28 protein-coding genes are annotated in these 25,197 nt (G+C 65.4%); 9 read left to right on the top strand and 19 right to left on the bottom strand.

What is annotated here, in order from left to right; translation table 11 throughout:
* Nucleotides 1-902 precede the first annotated feature (902 nt).
* Nucleotides 903-1,331, top strand: a complete 429-nt coding sequence (locus Q0964_RS10975) for an ATP-binding protein (RefSeq protein ID WP_299267269.1) — start codon at nucleotides 903-905, stop codon at nucleotides 1,329-1,331.
* Between the two features lie 51 nt (nucleotides 1,332-1,382).
* Here Q0964_RS10975 and Q0964_RS10970 read toward each other — a convergent pair whose 3' ends face one another.
* From Q0964_RS10970 to Q0964_RS10950, 5 genes are all read right to left on the bottom strand, one after another.
* A complete protein-coding gene (locus Q0964_RS10970) occupies nucleotides 1,383-1,802 on the bottom strand; it encodes a DUF8057 family protein (RefSeq protein WP_299267266.1) in 420 nt (139 codons plus the stop codon).
* On the bottom strand, nucleotides 1,799-2,485 hold the full coding sequence (locus Q0964_RS10965) for an RAD55 family ATPase (RefSeq protein ID WP_299267263.1): 687 nt from the start codon (nucleotides 2,483-2,485) through the stop codon (nucleotides 1,799-1,801). Before Q0964_RS10965 ends, Q0964_RS10970 begins: the two co-directional genes overlap by 4 nt.
* Nucleotides 2,486-2,580: 95 nt before the next feature.
* Entirely contained in the window at nucleotides 2,581-3,303 is a 723-nt protein-coding gene (locus tag Q0964_RS10960; RefSeq protein ID WP_299267259.1) for an Nmad3 family putative nucleotide modification protein, read from the bottom strand.
* A 37-nt stretch (nucleotides 3,304-3,340) separates the two neighbouring features.
* Nucleotides 3,341-3,616: a DUF7577 domain-containing protein gene (locus Q0964_RS10955; protein ID WP_299267257.1), complete on the bottom strand. Its 276-nt coding sequence runs from the start codon at nucleotides 3,614-3,616 to the stop codon at nucleotides 3,341-3,343.
* Nucleotides 3,617-3,708: 92 nt separating this feature from the next.
* Nucleotides 3,709-4,617, bottom strand: coding sequence for an acyltransferase (locus Q0964_RS10950; protein WP_299267254.1), 909 nt, complete (start codon nucleotides 4,615-4,617; stop codon nucleotides 3,709-3,711).
* Nucleotides 4,618-4,767: 150 nt separating this feature from the next.
* On the opposite strand from Q0964_RS10950, the gene Q0964_RS10945 reads away from it, so the two are divergent.
* Nucleotides 4,768-5,850 carry a CPBP family intramembrane glutamic endopeptidase gene (locus Q0964_RS10945; protein WP_299267251.1) on the top strand — a complete coding sequence of 361 codons (1,083 nt, stop codon included), beginning with the start codon at nucleotides 4,768-4,770 and terminating at the stop codon, nucleotides 5,848-5,850.
* Between the two features lie 3 nt (nucleotides 5,851-5,853).
* On the opposite strand, the gene Q0964_RS10940 is transcribed toward Q0964_RS10945, so the two are convergent.
* Nucleotides 5,854-6,024: a hypothetical protein gene (locus Q0964_RS10940; RefSeq protein WP_299267248.1), complete on the bottom strand. Its 171-nt coding sequence runs from the start codon at nucleotides 6,022-6,024 to the stop codon at nucleotides 5,854-5,856.
* Between the two features lie 78 nt (nucleotides 6,025-6,102).
* Here Q0964_RS10940 and Q0964_RS10935 point away from each other — a divergent pair, with 78 nt between their 5' ends.
* Nucleotides 6,103-7,185, top strand: coding sequence for an aldo/keto reductase (locus Q0964_RS10935; RefSeq protein ID WP_299267246.1), 1,083 nt, complete (start codon nucleotides 6,103-6,105; stop codon nucleotides 7,183-7,185).
* Between the two features lie 142 nt (nucleotides 7,186-7,327).
* Here Q0964_RS10935 and Q0964_RS10930 read toward each other — a convergent pair whose 3' ends face one another.
* The 3 genes from Q0964_RS10930 to Q0964_RS10920 all read right to left on the bottom strand — a co-directional run bounded on the left by Q0964_RS10930 (nucleotide 7,328) and on the right by Q0964_RS10920 (nucleotide 8,926).
* A complete protein-coding gene (locus Q0964_RS10930; protein ID WP_299267244.1) occupies nucleotides 7,328-7,726 on the bottom strand; it encodes a pyridoxamine 5'-phosphate oxidase family protein in 399 nt (132 codons plus the stop codon).
* A gap of 53 nt (nucleotides 7,727-7,779) precedes the next feature.
* Entirely contained in the window at nucleotides 7,780-8,106 is a 327-nt protein-coding gene (locus tag Q0964_RS10925; protein ID WP_414652150.1) for a hypothetical protein, read from the bottom strand.
* 64 nt (nucleotides 8,107-8,170) lie between these two features.
* Nucleotides 8,171-8,926 (bottom strand): DUF7537 family lipoprotein, encoded by a 756-nt coding sequence (locus Q0964_RS10920; RefSeq protein ID WP_299267241.1) that lies wholly within the window; start codon nucleotides 8,924-8,926, stop codon nucleotides 8,171-8,173.
* 86 nt (nucleotides 8,927-9,012) lie between these two features.
* On the opposite strand from Q0964_RS10920, the gene Q0964_RS10915 reads away from it, so the two are divergent.
* A complete protein-coding gene (locus Q0964_RS10915) occupies nucleotides 9,013-10,116 on the top strand; it encodes a tRNA (guanine(26)-N(2))-dimethyltransferase (RefSeq protein WP_299267239.1) in 1,104 nt (367 codons plus the stop codon).
* Here Q0964_RS10915 and Q0964_RS10910 read toward each other — a convergent pair.
* Nucleotides 10,113-10,514, bottom strand: a complete 402-nt coding sequence (locus tag Q0964_RS10910) for a hypothetical protein (RefSeq protein WP_299267237.1) — start codon at nucleotides 10,512-10,514, stop codon at nucleotides 10,113-10,115. The genes Q0964_RS10915 and Q0964_RS10910 overlap by 4 nt on opposite strands.
* A gap of 226 nt (nucleotides 10,515-10,740) precedes the next feature.
* Between Q0964_RS10910 and Q0964_RS10905 the strand changes: the two genes are divergently transcribed.
* Both Q0964_RS10905 and Q0964_RS10900 read left to right on the top strand, forming a co-directional pair.
* Entirely contained in the window at nucleotides 10,741-11,901 is a 1,161-nt protein-coding gene (locus Q0964_RS10905; protein ID WP_299267235.1) for a YihY/virulence factor BrkB family protein, read from the top strand.
* Between the two features lies 1 nt (nucleotide 11,902).
* Nucleotides 11,903-12,808, top strand: a complete 906-nt coding sequence (locus tag Q0964_RS10900) for a phosphatase PAP2 family protein (RefSeq protein ID WP_299267233.1) — start codon at nucleotides 11,903-11,905, stop codon at nucleotides 12,806-12,808.
* On the opposite strand, the gene Q0964_RS10895 is transcribed toward Q0964_RS10900, so the two are convergent.
* Both Q0964_RS10895 and glnA read right to left on the bottom strand, forming a co-directional pair.
* On the bottom strand, nucleotides 12,801-13,478 hold the full coding sequence (locus tag Q0964_RS10895; protein WP_299267231.1) for a DedA family protein: 678 nt from the start codon (nucleotides 13,476-13,478) through the stop codon (nucleotides 12,801-12,803). The two genes, Q0964_RS10900 and Q0964_RS10895, sit on opposite strands and share 8 nt — an antisense overlap.
* A gap of 66 nt (nucleotides 13,479-13,544) precedes the next feature.
* A complete protein-coding gene (gene glnA / locus Q0964_RS10890) occupies nucleotides 13,545-14,915 on the bottom strand; it encodes a type I glutamate--ammonia ligase (RefSeq protein ID WP_299267229.1) in 1,371 nt (456 codons plus the stop codon).
* A 126-nt stretch (nucleotides 14,916-15,041) separates the two neighbouring features.
* Between glnA and lrp the strand changes: the two genes are divergently transcribed.
* Nucleotides 15,042-15,497, top strand: a complete 456-nt coding sequence (gene lrp / locus Q0964_RS10885; RefSeq protein ID WP_299267227.1) for an HTH-type transcriptional regulator Lrp — start codon at nucleotides 15,042-15,044, stop codon at nucleotides 15,495-15,497.
* A 10-nt stretch (nucleotides 15,498-15,507) separates the two neighbouring features.
* Here lrp and Q0964_RS10880 read toward each other — a convergent pair whose 3' ends face one another.
* Together Q0964_RS10880 and Q0964_RS10875 are read right to left on the bottom strand one after the other, a co-directional pair.
* Nucleotides 15,508-15,690 (bottom strand): hypothetical protein, encoded by a 183-nt coding sequence (locus Q0964_RS10880; RefSeq protein ID WP_299267224.1) that lies wholly within the window; start codon nucleotides 15,688-15,690, stop codon nucleotides 15,508-15,510.
* 41 nt (nucleotides 15,691-15,731) lie between these two features.
* Entirely contained in the window at nucleotides 15,732-15,872 is a 141-nt protein-coding gene (locus Q0964_RS10875; RefSeq protein WP_299267221.1) for a hypothetical protein, read from the bottom strand.
* A 128-nt stretch (nucleotides 15,873-16,000) separates the two neighbouring features.
* On the opposite strand from Q0964_RS10875, the gene Q0964_RS10870 reads away from it, so the two are divergent.
* Both Q0964_RS10870 and Q0964_RS10865 read left to right on the top strand, forming a co-directional pair.
* Nucleotides 16,001-16,609, top strand: a complete 609-nt coding sequence (locus Q0964_RS10870; RefSeq protein ID WP_299267219.1) for a TetR/AcrR family transcriptional regulator — start codon at nucleotides 16,001-16,003, stop codon at nucleotides 16,607-16,609.
* The gene (locus tag Q0964_RS10865; RefSeq protein ID WP_299267217.1) at nucleotides 16,606-18,057 is read left to right on the top strand and encodes an MATE family efflux transporter; all 1,452 of its coding nucleotides are present in this window, start codon (nucleotides 16,606-16,608) and stop codon (nucleotides 18,055-18,057) included. Before Q0964_RS10870 ends, Q0964_RS10865 begins: the two co-directional genes overlap by 4 nt.
* Here the strand turns inward: Q0964_RS10865 and Q0964_RS10860 are convergent.
* From Q0964_RS10860 to thsB, 5 genes are all read right to left on the bottom strand, one after another.
* Nucleotides 18,054-19,007, bottom strand: a complete 954-nt coding sequence (locus tag Q0964_RS10860) for an AEC family transporter (RefSeq protein ID WP_299267214.1) — start codon at nucleotides 19,005-19,007, stop codon at nucleotides 18,054-18,056. The genes Q0964_RS10865 and Q0964_RS10860 overlap by 4 nt on opposite strands.
* 95 nt (nucleotides 19,008-19,102) lie before the next feature.
* A complete protein-coding gene (locus tag Q0964_RS10855; protein ID WP_299267212.1) occupies nucleotides 19,103-19,798 on the bottom strand; it encodes a PGF-CTERM sorting domain-containing protein in 696 nt (231 codons plus the stop codon).
* Nucleotides 19,799-19,844: 46 nt separating this feature from the next.
* Complete coding sequence (locus tag Q0964_RS10850; protein ID WP_349254461.1) at nucleotides 19,845-22,535, bottom strand: alkaline phosphatase PhoX; 2,691 nt, start codon at nucleotides 22,533-22,535, stop codon at nucleotides 19,845-19,847.
* Between the two features lie 251 nt (nucleotides 22,536-22,786).
* On the bottom strand, nucleotides 22,787-23,206 hold the full coding sequence (locus tag Q0964_RS10845; protein WP_299267206.1) for a hypothetical protein: 420 nt from the start codon (nucleotides 23,204-23,206) through the stop codon (nucleotides 22,787-22,789).
* Nucleotides 23,207-23,520: 314 nt separating this feature from the next.
* Nucleotides 23,521-25,185 carry a thermosome subunit beta gene (thsB, locus tag Q0964_RS10840; RefSeq protein ID WP_299267273.1) on the bottom strand — a complete coding sequence of 555 codons (1,665 nt, stop codon included), beginning with the start codon at nucleotides 25,183-25,185 and terminating at the stop codon, nucleotides 23,521-23,523.
* Nucleotides 25,186-25,197 lie beyond the last annotated feature (12 nt).

Raw genomic sequence — 25,197 nt, 5'->3', positions numbered from 1 at the left:
TGTGGGCGGCCACACCGGAGACGAACAGCGTCCCCAGCAGCGCGAGCGCGAACGCCAGTCGCGCCGCTCGGCCGACTGCACTGTACACGGGTCGGTCGTCGCGTCTCTGTTCCATCCGTTGGCCCCCGGAAGCGTCAATCACGCCGTCCCCACGACGCCCACTCGGTACTCCCGTATCGAGCTGTACTCGTCATCCGACTAAAAGGTTCGTCCTCACATGCGAGCCGGTGTAGTCGTCGGCCGTCGCGTGTCTGCCACTCCCATACACACAACACGGCGAGTCGGGTCGGGTAGGGAGCGTAAGGCAAGCTGGATTGGCCCGATGTCGACGGGCCACTCGTCGACGCGTTGTCCGAGTGGATTGTGCCCGTCGTGAGTCTGTTCTTGCTCGTGTTACTCGTCGGACTCGTCCGGTTGCGCGTCGAGAACCATTCTTCCGGGCGCTCGACCTCGTGTTGCCGGCGCTTTTCCTGACGCTGATGTCTGGCAGGGGCGCAGGTTGCACGAGCGGACTCTGACGACCGAGAGGCGGCGGACGGTCGCGGTCCGGGACGCGCTGGGTCTGTGCGCGATTATCGGGCTGTCGGGGTGGACGGTGCTGCTTGGACTGCTCGGGCAGGAGTGTCGATGAGCGTCGAGTCGATAACGGAAATCGTCGCCGGCGGCTTCTTCGGACTGCTGGTGGGAATCGCCCATCAGAGCCAAACGGAACGCGGAGGCGGCGACACAGGCAAAGCTCGAACAGGAGTTCGTCGAACGCCAGCAGGAGACCAACGGGGTGCTGAACCGAATCCTGCGCCACCACCTCCTGGACGGGCTGACGGTCATTCGGGGCCAGGCACAGCTCCTCGAACGGCGTGTCGGCGGGGACGGGACGGGACTGGACTGGACACGCGGAAACGGTGATCGACCGGACCGACGAGCCGGCGGCGACTGCCGGGGACATCAGGGACATCACGCGAACACTCACCGAGGAGCCGAATCTGTTGTCGGTCGACCTGGATGTCCCGGCCGTGGAACTGGCCGAGGCACGGGAGGCGTTCCCGGAGGGGTCCTTCGAGACGGTCGGCGAGACTCCAGTGAAGCGCACCGTTCGGGCCAACGACCTGTTGGGCCGAGCGGTCGCGAACGTCCTGGCGAGTGCGATCGAACACAACGACGGCCAGGAGCCACGGGTAGAGATATCGGTCGCGGGCAACAACACCGGTATCCCCGAGGACGTCCAAGCAGACGTGTCCGGGTCGGGCGAGCGGGGACTCGACAGCGACGGTGCGGACCTCGGACTGTTCCTGACGGCGTCGGTGCTCGAACAGTGCGGCGGGCGTGTCTGAATCGGTGACAGTGGAGCCGGGACCGTCGTGAGTCTCGAACTCCAGCGCTAACTACTTCAGGAAGTCCGGGAACTCCGTTTGTTCGGGGTCCCGGTCCGGTTGGTCGGTCATCTCCGGGCGGTCCGATACGGCGGACGGGAGGTCAGTCGCTCGGGACGTGGCGTCATTCCTGTCGGCCGGTTCGGCGTCGTCGAGTTCGGCGCTGATGACGGCCTCCCAGACCGCCTCCGGGTCGGTCGCGTCGTCGGCAGCGCGTTTGCGTTTCGTGCCCTTCTGTTTGCCCTCGCCGTAGGCGAGTTCGACGATGCTGGCGTCGTAGTTAGTTCCCATCGCCTGGCGGATGGCCTCGTACTCGTTTTCGTTATGCTCGCCAAGCGAGGCGGCGACACCGAGCGCGAAGGCACGCTCCATGGCCTCGTCACGGCCGAGTTGGTCCCAATCGGTGTCGAAGCGGTCTTCATAGAGGGTCATCGCTGAACCTTCTCGTCTGGGGAGACGCGCAGGCCCGTGTCCGAGAAACCGATCTTGTGGATGTCACAGTCGATGGCCGTCCCGCGCATCTTGATGATCTGGACGCCGCGTGTCATCCCGCCGGCTTCCATGTAGTTGTGAAAGAAGGTTACCCCGTGTGCGAGGTAGTGTTCGTCGGAGTAAGACGTGGGGTCGGTCATCTCCGAGATCAGAAAGATGGTGGTGTCGGTCTGTTTCAGCGAGGAGAGAAAGCCGGTAATCTCCTCCGACATGTCCGCGAAGAAATGCTGGAGGAGCATCGTGGAGTCGATGACCGCGCGATCGATATCGTTCGACTCGATGAAGGCAGTCAACCGATTGGTCAGCCCACCGTCGGTCCCGAACTGTGTGATAGTCCGCTTGCCAGCCTCGGTCACGAGGTTGAGAAACTGCACCCGGCCCGAGCGCATCACTTTCTCGAAGCCGAAATCGAAGTTCGACATGTCGTGGATGAGTTCGTCTTTCGACTCGTGCATCGTGACGTACAGACAGTTCTCCCCGTTGCGAGCACCCTCGGTGATGAACATCGAGGAGAACGTCGTCTTCCCGCTGCCCGGCGGCCCACTAACTACGTACAGCCGGTTTGCCGGGAGACCACCCTCGACGATCTCGTCGAAACCGGGGACGCCGCTGGAAACGCGCATACAGTCACCAGAACTACCTCGGAATATATGTGTTCCTGCTGTGTTCTCACAATTGAGAATTAAAGGGCTGGGGACCGGCCTCGTGCGAGTCCGGGTTAGTGGTCGTGGGGTCGGGCGGCGTTGGCGGGTTCAAGAGACACCACTCGTTCGGTGGCATCTGCGTCGAACCGGAGTGGTCGCCGCCACCATGGGCCTTTCCCGGAGTCGGCAGAGAGCGCGGTCACGACACGGTTGGCTTCGCTGCCACCGGCGGGTGTGCTCAGTGGGACGGCTGTCTCGTACAGTCCCGACGTGTCGGGGTCGCCGTGGACGAGCACGCGGGCGTCGAACGAGTCGCGTTTGACGTGGGCGTTGTTGGCGAAAACGGCTCGTGCCTCGGCGTCGGCGGGTAGGTCGCGGTAGTCCTCGCCGGTGAGCGGGTCACGCGCCAACCGAAACTGGCCGATCAGAAACGCGCCCCACTCGGGCGGGGCCCAGTCGGGGCGGTCGGCGTCCGTCGAGAGTGTAGCGTAAAAAAGCAGGGTGTCACCGGCCGCCAACTCTGCGATGGGGCCCGCTTTCACGCCGTGCTCGTCACCGTACGTGTAGCGCTCACAGCTGGCGTACTCGGCGAACTCCGGGTCGAGGTGGACGGGGCGGGACCCGGAGTCCGCGGGCAGGTCGGTGGTCAGGTCGAGGTCGGCGTACGTCGGCACCGGGTCGCTGGTCGGTTCAGACTCGGGGATTGGAATGTACTCGAAGCTTCCGTCCGGGAACAACGGGCCACGGACGCCGGGTTCGTTGGTGTTGGCGGCGACGTTGATCGCAACGCTGCGCATACCGTCTGGTCGACGCTACGAGGAAAAAACCCCGTCGCTACCGGAGCGGCGAAACGCAGTGCCTGCAGTACCGGTAGTTTGCTTCGTGTTCGTTGAACGTGCCGCAGTGTTGACACACCGTGCCTTCGTCGTCGCGCGTCCGGCGGTTCGTCTGGTCTCGCTCCAGTCCGTCGGCCGCGGCCGAGTACTGCTCACCCGAACCCGTCGAGGCTCCCCCGGCCGACGGTTCGCTGTCCCGGAAATACCGGTACACCAGCAACTGGATCAGACTGAACCCGACGACGTACGCGACGACCCAGGTCCAGACCTCCATAGTGCGTGATTGAATGTCATGATACTTGGCTCTTCCGTCGGTTGCAGTGGCTGCAGGGGGCCGGGCAAGACGACACGTCAGCAACGTCACAGTCAGGTGTCGGGCGGCGAGCGGTCGCGCTGGAACTCGTCGAACACGTCGACGTCGGGCACGTCGTGCTCGACGACTCGTTGGTCGCTGCGGTCCTCGTTGGCGTCGGCTACAGGGTCGGCGACGCTCTCCCAGCCCTGCTTTATTCCGATGGATGTGGCAGGCTGGCCGGCGGCGATATGATGGGCTGGCACGTCCTTGCCGGCGACCGACTTGGCCGCGAGGACGGAGTTCTCGCCCATCTGCACGCCGGCCTGGACCATCGAGTCGTATGTGACTCGCGCATCGTCCTCGATGCTGGTGTGGTAGTTCGTGACGTCGGTCTGGTCGACCACGTCGTGGTCGTGGGTGTAGACGTGGACGTTGTCGGAGATGGAGACCCGGTCGCCGACGGTGAGCTTCCCGCGGTCGTCCAGGTGCACGTCGTCGTGAACGACGACGTTGTCGCCCAGTTCGATGTTGTGACCGTACGTGAACGTGATTCGTTTGAACAACCGGAGGTCCGCGCCCGCCTCGGCGAAGAGGTGATCGGCGAGCATCTGCCGGAAGCGCAGAGCGAACGCGATGTTGTCGGCCATCGGTGTGGCGTCGAACTGTCGCCAAAGCCACTGGAGGTGTTTCGAGCGCTCGTACTCGCCATCGTCCATCCCCGCGACCTCCGCGTAGTACTCGCTCTCCAGCGTCGCGTTGCAGGGGTCGTACCCCTGCAGACGGACGCGTTCGGCCGGTGACACCGACTCGCCGGACTGCCAGCGCTCGTAGGCCGCCCGGTCGCCGTGGAGGTCTATGAGGACATCCTTGACCACGTCGCATGTGTTCTCGTCACTGCTGAGGCGCTCGTCGACCTCGCCGATGAACGCTCGGAGCCCCTCCTCGGCCAGGGGCGGCAACGAGACGTGACGCTTCGTCATACCCCTGCCATTGGAACCCGCGTTGATAGGGGTTTCCGTCACTCTCGGGACCGTTACCGAGCGGTAACCACCGCACACGTTCGGGTGACTGTCGCGCTCGTCACGGGCGCGACCACTACGTTCATTCCGTCGGCGGTGGATACACCGTCTATGACCGACGAGAGCGGGACCGGCGGGGCGTCGGGCCCGACCGATGTGACGACGGACGACGAGCGCGCCAGCGGGGACCCGCAATCTGACGCGTCCACGACGCCGGTGAACGACGGACGCGGCGTCGGCAGTCTCGTCGTGGGTGGCATCTGGAATCGGCGGGAACGGCGGCCCCGGCTCCCCTGGCGGCTGACGGTCGCCGCCGTGCTGGTCGCCCTCACCAACCTCCTTCTCGGGTCGCTGTTGGTCGCGGTCCGCGGCGTCATCGACGGCGTCGTCGGCCAGACGCTGTTTTTCGTGACGGTCGTGGTCGCGCTGCCGACGGCGAGTTACCTCGTCGGGCGGCGGCCGGTCCGGAAGCTCGGGCTGGACGTCGACGGGCAGTGGCTCCGCGACGCCGGCTTCGGCCTGGCGCTTGGCGTGGTCCTCCCGACGATACTGGTCGGCGTCACGTTCCTCGCCGGTTGGCTGCGAGTCACGGAAACGTTCGTCCGTGACACCGACGCCTTCCTCTCGTTCGGCACCTTGTCGACGCCGGCGAGTCTGCTCGCGGTCACGCTCTTTTTTTTCGGTGTCGCGGTGTCGGAGGAACTGCTCGTCCGTGGCTACCTCCTGACGAACCTGGCGGAGGCGTTGGGCGGGTTCGAGCGGGTCGGCCGTCGCTGGGCCATCGTGATCGCGACACTCTCGACCGCGGCGCTGTTCGGTCTGCTGCACGCCGGTAACCCGAGCGCGAGCACACTCTCGACCACCAACGTCACGCTTTTCGGCGTCCTGCTCGGCCTGGCGTACGTCTGGACCGACCGGCTGGGCGTCGCAATCGGTTTCCATCTCGCTTGGAACGCCGTCGTCGGCGCGGTGTACGGGCTCCCCGTCAGCGGAATCACCGTGGGCGTCGCGGTGCTGGCGACGGACACGACCGGTCCGGCACTTCTCACGGGTGGCTCGTTCGGCCCGGAGGGGGGCCTTCTGGTGCTGCTCGCGCTCGTCGTCGGCACGGGGCTGACCGCGTGGTGGGTCCGCCGGGCGTACGGCGACCTGGCGCTCCGGGAGTCCGTGGCGGTGCCGACCCTGCGGGAGTAGCGATCAGCGAGCGAGCAGGCCGTTCCACTGTCGCCAGGCGAGGGCTGTCCAGGTACCCAGCGAGAGCAGGAGTACCGCGACGGCAACGACCGCTGCATCGCTCCCCCACGCGAGGTACGCGATTCCGAGCAGGGCGATCACGAACGTGAGCCGTCTGTGGAGAGGGTCGTCCATGCAGCCTCAGTTAGTGTCATCGAAAAGTGACTTCTGTCAATCACACTCGATAAGTGCGAGGGGTCCGTACACTAACGTATGAATCAGCGTGAACTCGGTAACTCCGGCGTCGAGGTCAGCGAAGTCGGTTTCGGGGCCTGGGTCGTCGGCACCGACTGGTGGGGCGACCGGTCCCGCGAGCAGGCCATCGACATGGTCCAGCACGCCCTCGACCAGGGAATCACCTTCTTCGACACCGGTGACGTGTACGGTCACGGCGACTCGGAGGAACTCGTCGGCGAGGCCTTGAACGAGCGCCGCGAGGAGGTGACCGTCTCGACGAAGGTTGGCTACGACTTCTACAACAACCCACAGGCCGGCCACGGCGAACTTCCAAAGCGGGTCGACCCGGAGTGGATTCGCACCGCACTCGACCGGTCGCTCGACCGGCTGGAGATGGACTACGTCGACGTGTTGATGCTGCACAACGCCAACGTCGACGAGGTGACGCCCGACGTGCTGGAGACGTTCGACGAACTGCGCGAGGAAGGCAAAGTCGAGGCCATCGGCTGGGCGCTCGGCCCCTCCATCGGGTGGCTCGCGGAAGCGACCGAGGCAGTCGAACAGGAGTTCGACGCCCTCCAGCTCGTCTTCAATATGTTCGAGCAGACGCCGGGTCGCCACGCCATCGATGAGGTCCGCCGGCTCGACGCCGACACCTCCGTTCTCCCCCGCGTGCCCCACTCCTCGGGCCTGCTGAACGAGCAGGTCACCCCGGAGACTGAACTGGGCAAAGGCGACCACCGTGCACACAGACCCCAGGAGTGGTACGAGGCGGGCTGGAAGAAGGTCGACAATCTTCGGTTTCTTGAACGCGCGGAACGAAGTTCCGCGGATGGCGCGACCGACGACGAGCGCACGATGGGGCAGGCCTCGCTCCAGTGGTTGCTCGCCTTCGACGAGGTGGCCTCGGTTACGCCCACCTTCCGAACGACGGACGACATCGACGAGTGGGCCGGTGCGCCCGACACGCCCGCCCTCTCCGAGGCAGAGTTCGAGCGCGTCGAGGAACTCGCCGCGGACAACTTCGGCGTCGACCACGACGACGGGATGGACGCGCTACGCTCCTCGGTCGGCGGCGAAGACCTAGAAGAAGTCGACAAGCGGGCCGCCGGGGACTGACGGGCGGTTGGCCGGCGGTCGGCCGTCGGGTGTGCGGACGGTGAGTAAAACGAACCGGGAGACGCAGCCGAAACTGCGCTCTCGGACGCGGGCGGAGCCCACGAGCGGGGTGCCCCGCAAGCGAGATGCGGCACCGCCGGCGTCACGACATGGAGTAGACCTCGTCGGCGCGGACGTAGAAGAGAATCCGTTCGCTCTTCGTGGGTTCGGAGTACTCCTCTTCGCCCATGTACCGACTGGCGAGATCGTCGATGTGGTCGGGTGCGCCCTCGGTGGTCACGGTTTCGACCTCGCCGGTGACCGAGAGAAATCGGTTGGGGTCGTCCGGGTCGACCATGCTAGCCGAGACCGTCGGGTCACGGTCGACGTTCCGCGCTTTGCGGGTGTGGCGTTCGGTGTTGACCAACAGACGGTCTGTGTCGGGGTCGTAGTCGACCCAGACCGGCGTCGTGTGCGGGCGGCCGTCGGGCAGTATCGTCGTGAGGTGGGCGATGGTCGCTTTCTCGAACAGGTCGTGGTACGCCTCGGGAATCTCTGGCACTGTTCTCTAACTGAAGGATGGCTGCCAATTATAGGCTTGGTCGGCTCCCCCACTCAGAGGAAGTCCCGGACGTCGCTGTACCACATATCGTGGTGGTCCACCTCGTCGATGGCTTCGGCGACACGGACGGCCAGCGCGTGCCAGCACAGTTGGGCGGGGTCGTCGGGGTCGAGGTTGTACTCCGAGTCGGCGCAGGTACACCCGCCGCCCTCGACGATGTACTCGTCCTCGTAACCGACGACGACCGTGAAGTCCCGGTACTCCTTGACCCGGTGTTCGCCGACGGCCTCGATGGCTCGCTGGCCGCGCTCACCGTGCAGCGAGACGATACGGTCGACGCTCTCCGGGGTGAGTTCGCCGGCGGCGGCCAGGTCGGCCATCCAGTCGTCGACCGCTGTCACGGACTCGAAATAGTCCCGGACTGTCAAAACAGGTTCGATGCCCCTAGCGCGTCCGCTCCCGTGCCTGCGACAGCCAGCCCGGCGGCGAGACCGTCGTCCCACCGAGGTCGGCGACGACGACGCGGAGCGTCACCTCCCGCGGCCCGACCGAGAGCCGCCCGCTGAACGTGACCTGCAGTTCCCGGATCAGCCCGTCTCGGTCGACCGACAACCGCGCCGACGAGAGGGTGAGGTTCTCGAACTCGTCGGCACCGAACCGGGAGGCGTTGGCGAACGACCCGGCGGTGTACTGCCGAACCGTGACGCCACGGACGGTGCCCGTCTCGGCGGGTTCCCAGTCCGGTGCGGCAATCAGGTCCGTCGTGTCGGCCATCGACGACCAGTTCGTAGGCTGGACTGGCGTGGCGTCGGCGGTGTACGTTGCCTCAGCACCCGTGCCCGACCGCTGGTAGGTCTCCGAGCCCGTGGTGTAGGTCACGCGGCGAGTCGGCGTCTCCAGAATCCGCTCCTCGGTGATCTCGATGGCCCGCTCGCCGCTGCGGTCAAACCGCACGACGCCATCGGCCTCAATGGAGGAGTCGCCGGCCCGAACGGTCGTGTTCCGGACGATGGTCCCGGAGTCGGCGGCCCCGAACCGCGCCCGATATGTGTCGATTAGTGCCGTCGTGTTCGGCGCGGTCGACGGTTCCTCGATGGACGGCGTCGCCGTCGCCGTCTCGGTCGATTGCGGCTCGCCAGACAGACCAGCACACCCCACCAGCGCGAGCGCGACCACTACCGCGAGTACGTACCGCGACATGGCAACTCCTGTGCAGGTGGACGAACTAATGATTGTGGTTCGCGCCGGAACACATCCCTTTTCGCCCCCGCGTCCGGATCGGGGGTATGCGAATCGAGGAGGGCAATGTCGAGGTCGCGGTCCCCGGAGAGGCCACGGACGGGAAGGAGGGCGAGGTGTTCTACAACCCGGAGATGGAGCTCAACCGGGACCTGACGGTGGCGACGCTGCGGGCCTACCGGGAGCGTGAGGACGCGGAGCCGACCACGTATCTGGACGCGACGGCAGCCAGCGGGATTCGGGGGGTCCGGGCCGCGGCCAACGGCTGGACGGCGACGACCTGTGACGTGGACCCCGAGGCCGTCGACTTGGCGGCCGAGAACTTCGAGCGCAACGGATTGGACGGCGAGACGGTCCACGAGGACGCGAACGTGTTCATGCACCAGCAGCGGTTCGACGTGGTCGACGTGGACCCGTTCGGGACGCCGATGCCCTTCGCCGACGCCGCTGCCCGGAGCGCACAGGGCCTGCTCTGTGTCACAGCGACGGACACCGCACCACTGTGTGGCGCGCACTTCGAGAGCGGCGTCCGCAAGTACGGCGCGGTGCCGCGCAACACCGAGTACCACGCGGAGATGGGACTCAGGGTGTTGCTGTCGGCGCTGGTCCGCACCGCCGCGACGTTCGACGTCGCCGCCCGGCCGGTCTTCAGCCACGTCACCGACCACTACGCCCGGACCTATCTCGACGTCGAGCAGGGGGCTCGCGCAGCCAATGCCCTGCTAGAGGAACTCGGGCACGTCGACCACTGCCAGCACTGTCTCTACCGCGACCACGAGCACGGGTTGCTGGCCGACCCGGACGAGCTGTGTCCTCACTGTGGCCACCATCTCCAGACCGCCGGCCCACTGTGGCTGGGCGACGCTCACGACCCGGCGTTCGTGGCCGCCGTCCGTGAGCAGGTCACCGGCGAGTTCGAGACCGCCGACCGGGCGCAGGACCTCCTCTCGACCGTCGAGGGGGAGCTATCGACGCCGACCCACTACGACCAGCACCGACTCTACAAGCGCTGGTCGAAGTCGGCGGTCGGGATGGACCAGTTCCTCGCGACACTGCGTGACGCGGGACACGAGGCGTCGAGAAGCCACTACGGCGGAACGACGTTCAAGACCACGGCGGACGTGGCCGACATGGAGACGGCGTTGAACTAGGAGGAGCGTTCTTCCTGAATCTCGCGACCGATCTGGACGGCACCGGCGACGACGTAGTGGACGACCCGATAGATGGGACGGAGAATGAGGTTGAACACGCCTAGAAGACCGACGATGCCGCCGAGTGCCTGAAGTTCGCCGGAGGAAACGCCGAGGAGGACGCCGGCGACGGCGACGATGGCCGCGATGACCGGCCCGAGCCAGAGTCCCGAGAGGTAGGCCCCGTACGCTCGACTACGCTGCCAGGCGACGTACAGTACGGCAGCCAAGATAACGAAGCCGACGGGTAGAACCGGTGAGGCACCGACCCCGGCGTAGCCGACCGGGATGAGGAGGACGGCCGCGAACAGGAACACGGCCGAGATGCGGAGGATACCCCGTTCGTATTTTTCGTCCATGTGGGCTTCTGCAGGCTCGGGGGTAAATGGGTTTTCGGTCGCACGGGCGGGACCCGTCGTCTGAGGGGGTGTCTTCCGATGGGATATTGCGACGGGCGGTCGAGGTGCGGGCCGTGTCACGAAACGCCGACACAAGCGGTGTCGCACGGGCAGTCGTCGCCGCCGCGCGGTCCGAGCAGATTACGTTCTGGCCGCCAGTCTCGCCGACTACACGTTCGTCTCGCTGATGCCGCTGTCGCTGCTGACGCTGGTTGTCGCCTCGGTGCTGAGTGGGGAGACGCTGGCCGAGCCCACGGTCGCCCGACTCGGGAGCATCCTCTCGCCGTCTGGCGAGCAGATTCTGCTCGACTCGCTGACCGGGGCGAGCGGACGCGCCGGGGCAACCGTCGCTGGCGTGGCAGTGCTGGTGTGGGGCGCACTGAAACTGTTTCGCGGCCTTAAGATGGCCTTCTGGCAGGTGTACGGTACCGCCGGGTCGAGTTCGTTCGTCGGCCAGGTGACCGACGCCACCGTCGCGCTGGTGGCGGTCGGGGCCGCCGTGGGCGTGGCCGCGGGCGTCGACGTCCTCGTCGAATACGCCCCTGGGCCGCTGGCCGACGCCTTCGGAACGCCGGTTCTGGCGCTGACGCTCGCCATCACGTTCCTCCCGCTGTACGTAATTCTCCCGGACGAACCGGTCGGTGTTCGAGAGGCCGTACCGGGGGCTGCCCTCGCAGGCGGCAGTTGGGCACTCCTGAGCACGGTCTTTCGACTCTACGCGGAGAGCGTGGGGAGGTTCCAGTTGTACGGCGTCACCGGCGGCGTCCTGTTGCTCGTGACGTGGTTCTACGTCGGTAGTCTCGTCCCGCTGGCCGGCGTCGTGTCGAACGCCGTGCTAGCCGACCGCGACGGCGGCAACCGGCAACTACAACAGGAACCCCCACGAGGTGTCGGCCAACGAGGCATGTCCGACGAACACGGGGGCGCGCCGGACGACGGCGACGATGGTGTCGACGCGAACGCGACAGCGGCCGGTCCGGACGAGGAGTCCGACGTGGCGGACGAACTGGCAGAACTCCGCTCCAAACTCGACGCGGTCGAGGCGGACATCGACGACCGGACGGTCCACCGCGAGGAGATCGAACGCGACCTGAAACGGTACGTCCGTCGGCGCGGCCGCCGCGGCCGCGCGACCGGCTGGGGCCCGTACCTGGTCCTGCTGTACGGCACTGCGATGACCATCGGCGCGTTCTACTTTCTCGGTGGCGGCTGGGCAATCCTCGCCATGCTCGTCATCTGGCTGTCGACGCTCGGCCTGTACGCGCTGATGATACTGGTCGGCGTCGGTGTCACGATGGCCGGTCTCCCGGGTCGTCTCCGCAACACCGTCGACGAGTTCCGCAGTTGAGATGGCCGGACGAAGCGTCCGTGCCGTCGAGACACTCGGTGCGTTGCCGGACCCCCTCGTCGCCGCGCTCGCGCTGGTAACGCTCCTCGGCAACGTGGCCGCCTACTTCCTGATTTTCTCGCTGTCGTACTGGCTGGGCGACCGGACGCCCGTCGTCGGCGACCGGCTGAACCGGACGCTGGTCGTGCAGGTCGTCGCGCTCGGCTTCGTCGCGTTGGCGCTCGTCGCACTGTTGAAGCAGGTCTTCGCGCTCCCGCGTCCACCCGGGGCCACTCGACCCGTGGCCCTGCGTGGCGTGCCGGGCGTGCTCCGGCCACTGGTAGTCGAGGCGACCGTCGCGGACGGGTTCGGGTTTCCGAGCGGCCACGCGCTCGGCAGTACGGTCGTCTACGGCGGCCTTGGCTGGCTGATTGCCGACGAGGGCGACCGCCGGCCGCTGTTCGTCGGTGCGACCGTCGCGGGGCTGGTCTCGCTGTCCCGGGTCGTCATCGGCGTCCACTACCCGGTCGACGTACTCGTCGGTATCGTGGTCGGTGTGGCGGTGCTGGTCGTCGCGGTCCGATTCCTCTCGACGCCGGCGCGGTCGTTCCCGGCGGCCGGTGCGCTTGCCGCGGTCGGTCTGTTCGTCGTCGGCCCGACGGACTACCTGCTGTTCGGCGTCGGTGCCTCGCTCGGGGCGACCGTCGTCTGGTGGACCGTCGGTGGCCGAGTTCCCGACACGGCCAGTTCCGGACGGGAGGCGCTGGTGACGACGGTGCTGGGCGTCGTCGTCGTGAGCGGTCTCGTGGCGGTTGTCACCACGCTCGAACCGCCGCCGCTTCCGACTGTACTCGCGGCCGCAGTCGTCATCGGCGCGCTGGTGGCGGCCCCGGTCGGCGGTGCGCGTCTCGACGCCGGGCTCAGGTGAACGCTGCACCTAGTCGGTCCCGGCGCGTCCAGGCCACGACGACGGCCCCACCGACGACGAGCGCTCCGACCGTGGCCGTCGTTGGGTTGGCTGCGAGCCACGCGAACGGGCCATCGAGGTACGGCGCGACCAGCCCGTAGGCGACGGCGATAGGTGCGTCCTCGCTCCCGCCGTACACCAGCCAGACCAGAACCGTGTTGTAGGCGAGCCAGCCGACCGCGGAGTAACAGACGAACTTCGGGAGCGGCGTCCGGGCGTAGCCCGCCGGGATCGAAATCGGCGTCCGAAAGACGGGGACGAGCCGGCCCCACAGAAGAGAACTCTCGCCGTAGCGTCGGAACCAGCCTTTGCTTCGCTCGATCTCCGACTCTGGCAGGTACAGGCGGTCGCCGTATCGGTCGAGGATTACGTCACTGTAGTAGCCAAAGAGGTAGTACGCCACCAGACTGCCCAGGACCGCGCCGACGGTCAGGACACCGACGAAGACTGCGAACGAAGCCGGGCCGGTAACGAGTTCGTAGGCAACCACCGGAATCACGATTTCGCTTGGAACGAAGTGGGTGATCCAGGCGGTCTCGAGCAGGATGAACAGGAAAAGCGCTACCAAGCCATACTGTTCGACGATTGCGACGGTGGCGTTGATGAGCCACTCGACTTCGCCGACGAGCATCGACCTATATTTGGAACTCTATGGGTATATGTTCCGTGGTCGAAAAAAGGCGTGAACGGACCCGGATTAGAACTTCTCGAGGTAGCGGTCGATCTCCCAGTCGGAGACGTCGACGAGGTAGTCCTCGTGTTCCTGGGTTTTCGCTTCGACGAACTTCGGACCGACGTGTTCGCCCAGCGTGCTGTAGATCGTCTCATCGGCTTCGAGTTCGTCGACGGCCTCACCGAGGTTTTCGGGGAGGGTATCGATGCCGTACTCCTCGCGTTTCTCCTCGTCGAACTCGTAGATGTTCTCCCGCACGGGGTCGGGACAGTCGAGGCTGCGCTCGATGCCGTCCAGACCGGCGTTGATGAGCGCTGCGAAGGCGAGGTAAGGGTTGCACGACGGGTCGGGGAACCGGGCTTCGATCCGACTGGCGCCCGGGACACGCGCGGCCGGTTTGCGGATCAGCGCCGAGCGGTTGCGGTCCGACCAGGCGACGTAGACGGGTGCCTCGTAGCCGGGCACCAGGCGCTTATATGAGTTGACCGTCGGGTTGGTGACGGCCGCCAGCGCGGGCGCGTGTTCCAGAATTCCGGCGATGAACTGGTGGGCTTCCTCGCTGAGGTCGAACTCGTCGTCCTCGTCGTGGAACGCGTTCTCGCCGTCCTCGAACAGTGAGATGTGCGTGTGCATCCCCGAGCCGTTGATTCGCGGAATCGGCTTGGGCATGAAGGTGGCGTGCAGGTCGTGTTCGGCCGCGATGGCACGCACGACCGTCCGGAACGTCCCCACGTTGTCGGCCGTCGTCAGGGCGTCGTCGTACTCGAAGTTGATCTCGTGCTGTCCCTGAGCGACCTCGTGGTGGCTGGCCTCGATCTCGAAGCCCATGTCCTCCAGTCCGTAGATGATGTCACGGCGCACGTCGGAGGCGAGGTCCTTGGGTGCGACGTCGAAGTACCCGCCGGCGTCGCTGGTCTTCGTCGTCGCCCGACCGTCCTCGTCTTCCTCGAAGAGGAAAAACTCGGGTTCCGGCGCACAGTTGACCGTATAGCCCAGGTCGTCGGCACGTTCGAGCGCCTGCTTCAGAACGTGGCGCGGGTCGCCCTCGAACGGTTCGCCGGTCGACGTGTTGATAACGTCACAGATCAGCCGACCACTCGCGTGGTCCTCCGTGTTTCTCCACGGGAGAATCGCGAACGTGTCCGGGTCGGGGACGAGTCGCATGTCCGACTCCTGAATCCGAACGAATCCTTCGATCGAGGACCCGTCGAAGTAAATCCCGTCGGCGAACGCTTTCTCGGCCTGTTCGGCCGGTATAGAAACGTTCTTTACTGTTCCCAGAATGTCCGTGAACTGCAATCGGAGAAAGTCTACGTTTTCCTCATCGATTTCGTCGATTACTCCCTGTGCAGCGTCTGTCAACCCGCCGTCAGCTTTGATATTCGGGTTTGTCATTTTTCTCGTCATTGGTAGGGAATACCCGAGATACAAAAACCCTACTGATTTGTGCAAGGCTTCTTTCGACGCGCTAAAATTGAATATTCGTAAAATTCTAAAGGGTGGGGCCTCTGTCAAGAAGTAATGACGTACGAAAATCTGGACCGAAAGTTGGTGAATGCCCTGCTGGGCGACGGTCGGGCGAGCCTGCGAAGCCTTGCCGAGGACCTGGATGTGTCCGTCACGACCGTCTCGAATCATCTCAAAGATCTCGAAGGAGACGGAATCATCACCGGGTATACGCCGAAAGTCGACTACGACGCGCTGGGTTACGACGTGACCGCGGTCGTCCAGCTGAAAGTCGAGGGGTCGGCCCTGCCGGACGTGACCGACCGCCTCCAGGAGCACAAGCAGATGATTTCGGTCTACGAGGTCACCGGCGACTACGACATCATCGCCATCGGAAAGTTCACCGACACCGACGGGATGAACGACCAGATCAAGAAACTGCTCGTCGACCCCGAAATCAAGGAATCGAACACCAGCGTCGTCCTCAACGCCGCCAGCGAACACGAGCAGTTCACGCTCGAGGTGGAGTAGCGCGCGAGCGTCAGTCGGTTCTACGGGTCACGAGTACCGTCAGCACCACGAGCGCCAGCATCGTCAGCGGCATGCCGAAGTCGGGCCCCGAACCGTCGGTCTCTGCGGTCGTGGTCGGTCCGAACGGATCGGTGCCGGCGGGCCGACGCGCGTTGCCGTCGGCGGTACGATTCGATGGTGTCGCGTCGGTCACAGTGTGGCCTGCGCCCACTGTGTCGGTCCGCGACGTATCGGTCACCGGCTCGCGAACGGCCCCTCGAACGCGGTGCCGTTCTCCGCAGTCTGCTGTCCGGTCGTGCCTGCCGGCTGGACGACTACCAAGACACCGACCACCACCGCTATCGCCGCTCGCACGGGAGCCAGTCGGCGGAACATGTCTGCGTACTGTTCGTCCCGTCGCGCTGATACGCCTCGCGTGTCGGTACCACGGGGAGCAGTGAGGCGTGAAACCGTGGCACGACGGGTTCACAACTCTTTTGACTGACCAGTCAGTAAGTACGTAGGTGAGCGAGACTCGCGACGAGATTATGTCTGCGACCTACCGCGCGCTCTGTGCCCACGGGTACGCGGATCTAACGATGCAGGACATTGCGGACGAGACGGAGTTGAGCAAGGCGGCGTTGCACTACCACTTCGACAGCAAGCAGGAGCTCCTGGAGTCGTTTTTGGATTTTCTCTACGATGGGTTCACCGAGCGCGTCGGCGGTCCCGAGGGTGAGACGGCGCCAGAGCGCCTGTCTGCGTTGATCGAGATGGTTCTCTCGCCGCCGGTCGAGGACGACGAACGCGTTGCGTTCAAAACTGCCATGCTGGAACTGAAAGCACAGGCCCCCTACGACGAGGGGATCCGCGAGCGGCTCCGTCGGTTCGACGAGTTCCTTCACGGGCAGATGCGGGCCGTCATCGACGACGGTATCGGGGCCGGGACGATCCGGGCGGACGTCGACCCGGACGACGCCGCGCGGTTTCTGGTGACGGCGCTCGACGGTGCGGGCACCAAACAGGTCGCGGTCGGGCAGGACCCGGACTGCGCCCGGCGGATGCTCACCGCCTACATCGACGGGACGCTGACGACTGCCGACACACGTGTTGCGGAGGTCGGTTCCGAGTGAGCGTTCGAGAGCGTCTGAGCGGGTTGTTCGTGGGCCAGGACGAGCTGGAGTTGACGAGTGGCCCCATCGGCAAGCCACTTTTTTTCCTCTCTTTGCCCATCGTCATCACGAATCTGCTGCAGGTCACCTACAACCTGGCGGACACGTTCTGGCTCGGCCAGTACAGTACCGTGGCGCTGGCGGCAATCACCTTCGGCTTTCCTCTCGTCTTCCTGCTGATCTCGCTGGGGCTAGGGCTGTCAGTGGCCGGTAGTGTGCTGGTCGCCCAGTACACGGGGGCCGACGAGACGGACGAGGCGGAGTACGCCGCCTCCCAGACGATGATCTTCGCCCTGTTGTTGTCTGTAGTGCTGGGACTGGCTGGCTTCTTCCTCATCGAGGATTTCCTGGCGTTGATCGGGGCCTCCGGCGCAGTGTTGCCGCCGGCAACCGACTACATGGAAGTCATCAGCCTCGGGCTCCCGTTCATGTTCGGGTTCATCGTGTTCATCGCGCTGATGCGAGGCTCCGGTGACACGATTACGCCGATGCTCGTGATGCTCGGGACGGTGATCCTGAACGTCGCGCTGGACCCGTTCCTGATCTTCGGCTTGGGGCCTTTCCCGCAACTGGGCGTCCAGGGGGCGGCCATCGCGACCATCTTTTCACGCGGGCTGGCGATGGTCGTCGGCATCGCAATCATGATCAGGGGCCGACGTGGCATCCAGATCAACGTCCGCGATATGTTCCCCGACCTGGCCTACGCCCGCCGGCTCCTGCGTATCGGGATTCCGGCCTCCATCGAGGGGACCGGCCGGGCAATCTCGGTCAACCTGTTGCTAGTGATCGTCGCCCTGTTTCCGACGACCGTGGAGGCTGCTTTCGGCGTCGGCATCCGCGTGTTTTCGACGATATTCATGCCTGCCATCGCGGTCGACCGAGGTGTCGAGACGATGACTGGCCAGAACATCGGCGCGGACAAGCCCGACCGCGCGGCGACTGCCAACCGCTTTGCCGCGAAGGCCTCCTTCGCGATTCTCACGGCCCTGGGCGTCGTGACGTTCGTGGCCGCACCGGCGATTATGGGACTGTTCTCCGACAATCCGGCGGTGATCGCGGAGGGCGCGAACTTCCTCCGAATCGTCGCGCCCACGTTCGGGTTCATGGGGGTGACTCGCGCGTACAGCGGCGGCTTCCGTGGCGCAGGGAAAGTGTTGACAGCCGCCGCGATCACGGTTGTTATGCTGGGACTCATCCGTCTCCCTATCGCCTGGTTCGGTTCGATGGCCCTCGGTCCCGGCGGAGTCTGGGCCTCCTTCGCTATCTCGAACGTCCTCGCCGCGGTCGTCGCCTACGTCTGGTTCAGCCAGGGCGGTTGGCGAGAGGTCGACCTCACCGACGAGGAGAGTGGGGACGAGAGTGAGGAGGAGTCGGACCTCGGAACCCCGACCGCGGCGACCGACGACTAAGACACCAGTCCCGTCTGCAACAGGGCGATCAGGGCGGTCAGCGTCACCAGACTCGCCAGAGTAGTGACCAGAATCGTCGTACTCACGTAGTCGGCGGCGAGACCGTCGGTTCCCGCGTCGTCCGTCCCGAACTCTATCGTTAGCATCAGTGGCGTTACCGCCGCTGGCATCGCACACTCGAGGACGAATACCCGGCCGACCGTCCCCGTCAGACCGACCGCGAGCGCGACGGCGGCCGCGAGAGCGGGCGCGACCAGGAGTTTGAGCGCACTCGCCGGGGCCGTCCGGGCGACGGGGGTCCCGCCGCCCGAGTTGGACAGCTGGATTCCGAGCAACAACAGCATGACTGGAATCGCGGCGTCACCGGTGAGCCGAATCGTCTCCATCACCGCGGTGTCGGTCGGCGGCGCGAGGTCGCCGACCCGGACGGCGGCTGCGGCAGCCACCGCGTACACCAGCGGCAGGCGAACGACCCGCGTGACAGCGTCCAGCACCGAACCGGCCGTCCCACGGGCGGCGACGTAGACACCCAGAGTGTACATCAACACGGACTGTGCGACGATGAAGAGGACGGCTGTGCTCCGGCCGAGCGCACCGAAAGCGAACGCCGACAGCGGGATGCCGTAGTTACCCGCGTTCGAGAACGTACTCGTCAGGACGAGCGCTCCGAGGACGGGTTCGTCCTCGCCGAGCGCCCGGCCGGCCGCCTCCGCGAGGCCACCCATGCCGACGGTAAAGACCGCGACACCGGCGAACAACCGGGTAACCGTCGGACCGGCGATGGGTGTGGTCACCAGACTGTAGAACACCAGGGCCGGTGCCAGCACGTACAGCGTGATGTCCGAGAGTGGTTCGACGGCTACATCTCTGCGCCGTCCCAGCACGTACCCGACCGCAGCGACGGCCACGACCGGCAACACCGCCGATCCCAGCACCGAAACCAGCGACACGGTCGGTACGAACCGTGGCCGCGGCTCAACGGTTTCGATACGAGTCGGGCGGAGACGGTGAAAAAAAGAGAAGGCGAAGGCGTGCCGAGAACGAGTCAGTGCCGCCGGCGAGCCAGTAGTGCCACGGTTAGCAGTGCCGCGAACGCGACGACCACGCCGAAGCCGGGACCGGCCGCCTCGGTCGTCGTCGACTCGTCACCGCCAGGGTCGTCGGCCGGGTCTGAGGAGGCCGCGTCCTCGGGTTCGGGTGCGTCGCTATCGGTCTCGTCGCCGTTCCCGGTGTCAGCCCCGTTGTTGGACAGCGGCTCAACGGCGACCGAACCGGGGCTGTACGCGGGCGCGACCTGGCTCCCGTTGTCGGCGTCGACCTGCGCGTCGGTGACGCGGACGGCAGTGGTCCCGCCGCCGGTGCCGGTCACGTTGACCGTCGCCAGCGTGACGTCCGTCGCGCCTGGCGGCGTGTCGGTGATGGCGGCTTCGAGTGTCACGCGCTGGCCGCCGCCGGCGATGTCGGCGTCGGTCGTCAGCTGGAACGAGTCCGGATAGCTGGCGTCGCGGATTTCGGCGACGCCCGAGTCGGAGAGTGTGAGTGTCACCTCGTAGCCCGACAGCCCGGCTGGGGCGCGCGAGAGCGCGAGTTGGAGCGTACTCGTCTCGTTTTGATCGACCGTCGCGTTCGTGACGGTCAGCTGTGCGCCGTCGTCGGCCGTCGCCGTGCCGGCCCCACCGACCAGCAGCAGGCCGGCGAGGAGCGTGAGCGCGGCGACCGTCCGGGTAGGGGTTCGTGTCATGGGTGCTGTCGGGTGTCAGCGGGTGTCCGGAACCGGGTCCGGAGCGTTACTGCTCTTCGTACAGGTCGACCACGTCGTCGTAGTCGATCTGGCCGTTCTCGTTGAAGTCGTAGGCGCCGACGTTCATCGTCACCGACTCGTCGTCGAGGTTCTCGAACAGGAGTTCGATGTCGGCGTAGTCCATGCGGCCGTTGCCGTTGACGTCCTCGAACTGGCCGTCGCCGTCGGGGTCGGTCGGAGCACTGCCGGCCGAGCCGCTGCCCAGCGCGGGCGGGCCGGTGACGACCATCCCCATCCGCTCTTGCGCGTCGATTTCGCTGCCGTTCTCGGCGTCCATGTTCTCGACGCTGACCTGGAGGTCGGTCGTGCCGCTGCCGATTGCTTCGACCTCGAGCGTGCCGATGGTGACGTTCTGCGCGCCGGACTGGACGTTGTTTTCGGTGTCGGCAAAGCGCAGTTCGACGGTCTGACTCTCGTCGCTCACGACGGGGTCGGCGGTCAGGCCGAGCGCGTCGTTGTAGCTGCCACCGGTGATCTTGGCGACGCCGTCGTCGCTGGTCGAGATTACGACCCGGGCGCCCGAGAGTCCGGCAGGCAGCGAGGAGGCGGTCACGTCGACCTCGGCGGTGCTGCCCTGACTGACCGCGGCGGACTCCACGTCGACGTCGACCGGCGGCTGATAGACGAAGAGGCCATCGTTGGGGTAACTGCGGTTGCCACCACGCCAGCCGTCCTCGGTGCAGAGAACGCGGCCGTCCCGCATCGCATAGACGTTGTCGACGTTTCGCAGCGCGTCGTCAACGTCGGCCATCGCCTCCTCCCCGGTGAAGTCGGGGCCGACGATGACGGGTTCGAGTCGCGAGACGTTGTAGTCGGATTCGAGTTCGGCACGGTAGACGACGCCGCCGTCGACCCGGTCCAGCGCGATGTCGCCCTGGTCGTTGGTTGGGCCGGCTAGGTCGTCGTTGAACTCCGAGATGCCGAAGTAGATGAAGTCGCCCGGTTTGGCGTCGTCCATGCTGTCGATGCCCTCGGCCTTGTTGAACTCGATAGAGGCACCGATCTCCGTGGCGGCCTCACGGGTCTCCAGGAACGGGACCCGGCGGAGTTCTTCGTCGACACCGTCGGGACCGTTCTCCTCGTACTGGCGGGCCCACTCGACGATGTCCGCGTCACTGATGAGGTCCTGATTACCGTTCTCGATTACTTCGAGGTCGGCCTGCTTGAGTGCCTCCTCGGTGACCTCGTCGCCCTCGCTCCAGTCGGAGTGGCTCGCGAGGTAGTCGGCCTGCGTGATGTCGTCGTAGTCTGCGATCCAGCCGGCGACTTCGCCGTTGGTCGCGTGGCCCAGCGGTAGCCACTCGACGTCGAGCGGGACGTCTGCGGGCGACTGGCCCGAGGACGCCGCATCGTTCGTGATTTTCGGCGCGTAGAGCGTCCCCTCGACGTCCATCGGGTCGTCGTAGCTCGGGACCGGCTCGTCGGCAACGAACTTGTAGATGCCCTTGCTGTCGCCGTCCGAACAGCCGTAGACGGTCCTCTGGTCGGGCAGGATGTCCGGCGCTTCCCAGGAGGCGCGGCCCATCACGTAGTACTTGATCGGGTTGACGTCCTCGGGAGCCGCCGTCGGGTTCCGGATGTCGACGTGGTAACCGTACCGGTAGGGGTTCGGGTACGTGTCGTCGATCGGCTCGATCGGATTACCGTTGCCGGCCTCGACCGGGTCGGCACCGAGGTGGTAGGCGAGGTGCTCGACGCCGTCGAGATTCCAGTAGCCTTGGACGTACCAGGCGTCGACCTCGCTGTAGTTGCTGACTGCGTCCTGGATTCCGACCGGGTTCGGCCGGTTCCAGAAGTACGCGCCGCCACGCAGCCCTTCGCCGGAGCCGGCTTCGACGATTTCGCTGACCGTCGACGTGAGGTTGCCACGCGGGTGGGCGTAGTGCTCCTCGGAGGAGATCGGGGTGTCCCACGGGCTGAGGTCACCGTAACAGTTGATCCGTGTCCCGCCAATCGCCCGGAACTGCGGCAGATTGGGGAGGTTGATCGTGTCGTCGGGGTCGGCTTCCCACTCGCCGTCCTCGGTCTGGGTGAGTCGGGTTCGCGCGATGTTACCGGGACTGTTCTCGTCGTTCGTGAACATATAGCCGTCGGTCCCGTCGTCGTTCGTGGCGACGAACTGGTTGCAGTCCGGGTTCGAGCCGGAGCGCCCGTAGGTCGAGCCCGCGAAGTTCTCTGTCGTCACGTCGGTCCCGTCGGGCGTCTGGGTGATTCCCCAGCGTTCCTCGCCGCCGTTGATCTCGTCGCCCTCCTGGATGAGAACCTCGAAGTCGGTATCGGCCGCCTTGACAGTGTCCTGTTCTTCGCCTTCGGGCGGTTCCGACTCCGCGAAGTCGTCGTTGTCACCGTCGAACTCGAACTGGAAGTTCTTATAGTAGCCGATACCCCCCTTGTTGAACGGCGCGGGGTTTCTGGTGTCCGGGTGCTGGATACTGTGCAGCAGTGACCCGTCCGCGAACACGAACGGCCCGGTCATCTCCGCGCCGAACACCGTCGTCGAGAACCGCTTGAGGTCACCGACCACGCTCGGCGCGCCCTCGGTCAGCGTGTCGCCGTCGTTTATTTCTCTGCCGTCTCTGTCTTTCTCCGACTGGCCGCTGGCGACGCCCGTTACGCCGGCACCCACTGCGGCAGCGACTGACGATTTCATCAGACTGCGTCTGGATAGATCCACCATGCAGGTCAACTGGAGGATGCCTCTATAAAACTCGTTTATAATATGAGTATGTCGGAAGGTAATATCTATATGAGCGTATATATTGAACGTATCTGTCTTGGGCTTATTTTATCTCGTTGAGAAGTGTACAGTACGGCTGGCTGTAAGCGCACGAACCGGGCGTTCGGCTCAGACTGTCGGGCAAGCCCGTTCGGCGTGGTCGAGGTTCCGTCTCGGGGGCCACAGCACAGTCTACGGTGTAGCCCAGTCTGTCAGGTGTGGCCCTGTTCTTTCGCCCGGTTGCGGATGTTCGTCGCTCGCTTCTGGACGCGGGAGCGATACCGCTCGATTTTCCCGGGCTGAACGCCAATGAACGAGGCAACCCACTCCAAGTTCGTGTACGGTCGTGTGAGAAAGTACGCCGCGAGCGTGTCGCGACCGGCCTGGATAATAATCGGCGGGACGCCGCGTTCACCGGTTCCGGCCTCCTCGAACCCGTTCACGTCGAAGTACACGTCGGCGTACAGCTGGGCCTTCTCCGGGTCGTCGAACTCGATTCCGCGGTGTTCCGGTGCCTCAAACCGGTACGCCGGCCCGCTTTCCTCATCAACCGCGACGATCCGGACGTTCATGATGTACTCCTCGTAGACGGTCTCGTCTGCATTGGCCGACTCGTCTGTTGCGTGGGACATACCCGAAGTTCGACCCCGTCGTCGCTTTACTTTAAGTAATTCTGATACGTTTTCGTCAGAGCGGGACCGAGGGCTCCATAGGGTACATAGATGGCAAGAAAACGCAGTCGAAACGGAGGTATGGTCTGCGAGCGGTTCGGGAGCGGTGCAGCGGGCAGCAGGTCGTCGAACCGTACGCGAGGGCCGGAAGGCCCGAGCGCGCGGACCGCGGCGTCCGACGAACGGGAGGACGCCGCGATTTTCCCACGTTTTGCCTCGCGGGTCACTTCGTTCCCCGCTCGGCAGTTCGGAGAGACTCGCTACGCTCGCCTCTCCTACATCATCCCGCCCATACCGCCACCCATGCCGCCCATGCCGCCGCCCATACCGCCGGGCGCGCCGCCGGGGCCGCCCTCACCACCGTCGCCCTCAGTGGAGAGGTCGCCGGCGGAGATGATGTCGTCGATCTTGAGGACCAGGTTTGCGGCCTCGGTGGCCGAGGAGAGCGCCTGTTCCTTGGCGTGGGCCGGTTCGACGACGCCGGTGTCGTAGGTGTCCTCGACGTCGCCGGTGAAGACGTTCAGGCCGGCCCGTTTGTCGCCGTCGTCGTGAGCGGCGCGCAGGTCGACCAGCGTGTCGATGGGGTCGAGGCCGGCGTTCTCCGCGAGGACGCGGGGGACGAGTTCCAGTGCGTCGGCGAAGGCTTCCACAGCGAGCTGTTCGCGGCCCTCGACGGAGTCGGCGTGGTCCCGCACTCGACGTGCGAGTTCGACTTCGATAGCACCGCCACCGGCCAGTACGCGGCCGTCCGAGACGGTCGCGGCGACGACGTCCAGCGCGTCACTGATACCGCGTTCGAGTTCGTCGACGACGTGTTCGGTCGACCCTCGCAGCAGGAGCGTCACGCCGTGGCTATCCGCCCCTTCGACGTAGAACAGTTCGGCGTCGTCGTCGCGGGTGAAGTCACCGGTGCCGAGGTCGTCGGCCGCGACGGTGTCGAGCTCCGAGACGATGCTCGCGCCGAGTACTTCCGACAGGAACTGGATGTCCGTCTTCTTGACGCGGCGCAGGGCCAGCACGCCCTCCTTTGCGAGGTAGTGCTGGGCCATGTCGTCGATGCCTTTCTGGCAGACGACCACGTCGGCGCCAGTGTCGACGATCTGGTCGACTTTCGCCTCGAGCTGCTGTTCTTCCTGCTCGATGAACGACTGGAGCTGGTCCGGGCTGTCGACAGAGAGGGAGGCGTCGGCTTCGGCCTCTTCGATCTCGATTGGCTGGTCGAGCAACATGACCGACGCGTCTTCGAGGTCCGTCGGCATGTCCTCGTGGACCGGGTCCTTGTCGATGACGGCACCTTCGAGCAGTTCGGAGTTGCCAGCGGAGCTGCCTTCCTGGGTTTCGATGTTGAGGAACTCCAGATCGACGACGTTACTGCCGTCCTCGGCCTCGACGGTGACGGCCTGTACGGCGTCGTAGATGAGCTGGCTGAGGTGTTCCTTGTTGAGTTCCGCGCCCTTGCCGGTCATGGACGTTTCGGCGACCTTCCGGATGGTCTCCTCGTCGTCGGGGTCGACATCCTCGGCGACGTCGTCGACTTCGGACTGAGCGTGCTTGCTCGCGATGTCGAAGCCGCGGATCATCGCTGTCGGGTGGATATCCTGGTCGAGCAGGTCCTGTGCCTGCTTGAGGAGTTCGCCAGCGATGGCGACGGCCGTCGTCGTCCCGTCACCGGCCTCGTCCTCCTGGGTCTCGGCGACTTCGACGATCATCTCCGCCGTCGGATTGTCGATGTCCATCTCTTGGAGGATTGTCACACCGTCGTTGGTGACGGTGACGCTCCCCATCGAAGAGACGAGCATCTTGTCCATCCCTTTCGGGCCGAGTGTGGACTGTACCGACTCCGCGACCGCCCGGGCAGCCGCGATGTTGTGTTCCTGCGCGTCCTTGTCTTTCATGCGCTGGGCGTCCTCGCCCATGATGATCATCGGCTGCCCTTGCATTCGCTGCTGCTG

Source organism: Halorientalis sp., assembly GCF_028275115.1.
GTDB lineage: Archaea > Halobacteriota > Halobacteria > Halobacteriales > Haloarculaceae > Halorientalis.
The sequence above is the reverse complement of the archived record's forward strand: the minus strand, read 5'-3'. Positions and strand labels throughout refer to the sequence as shown.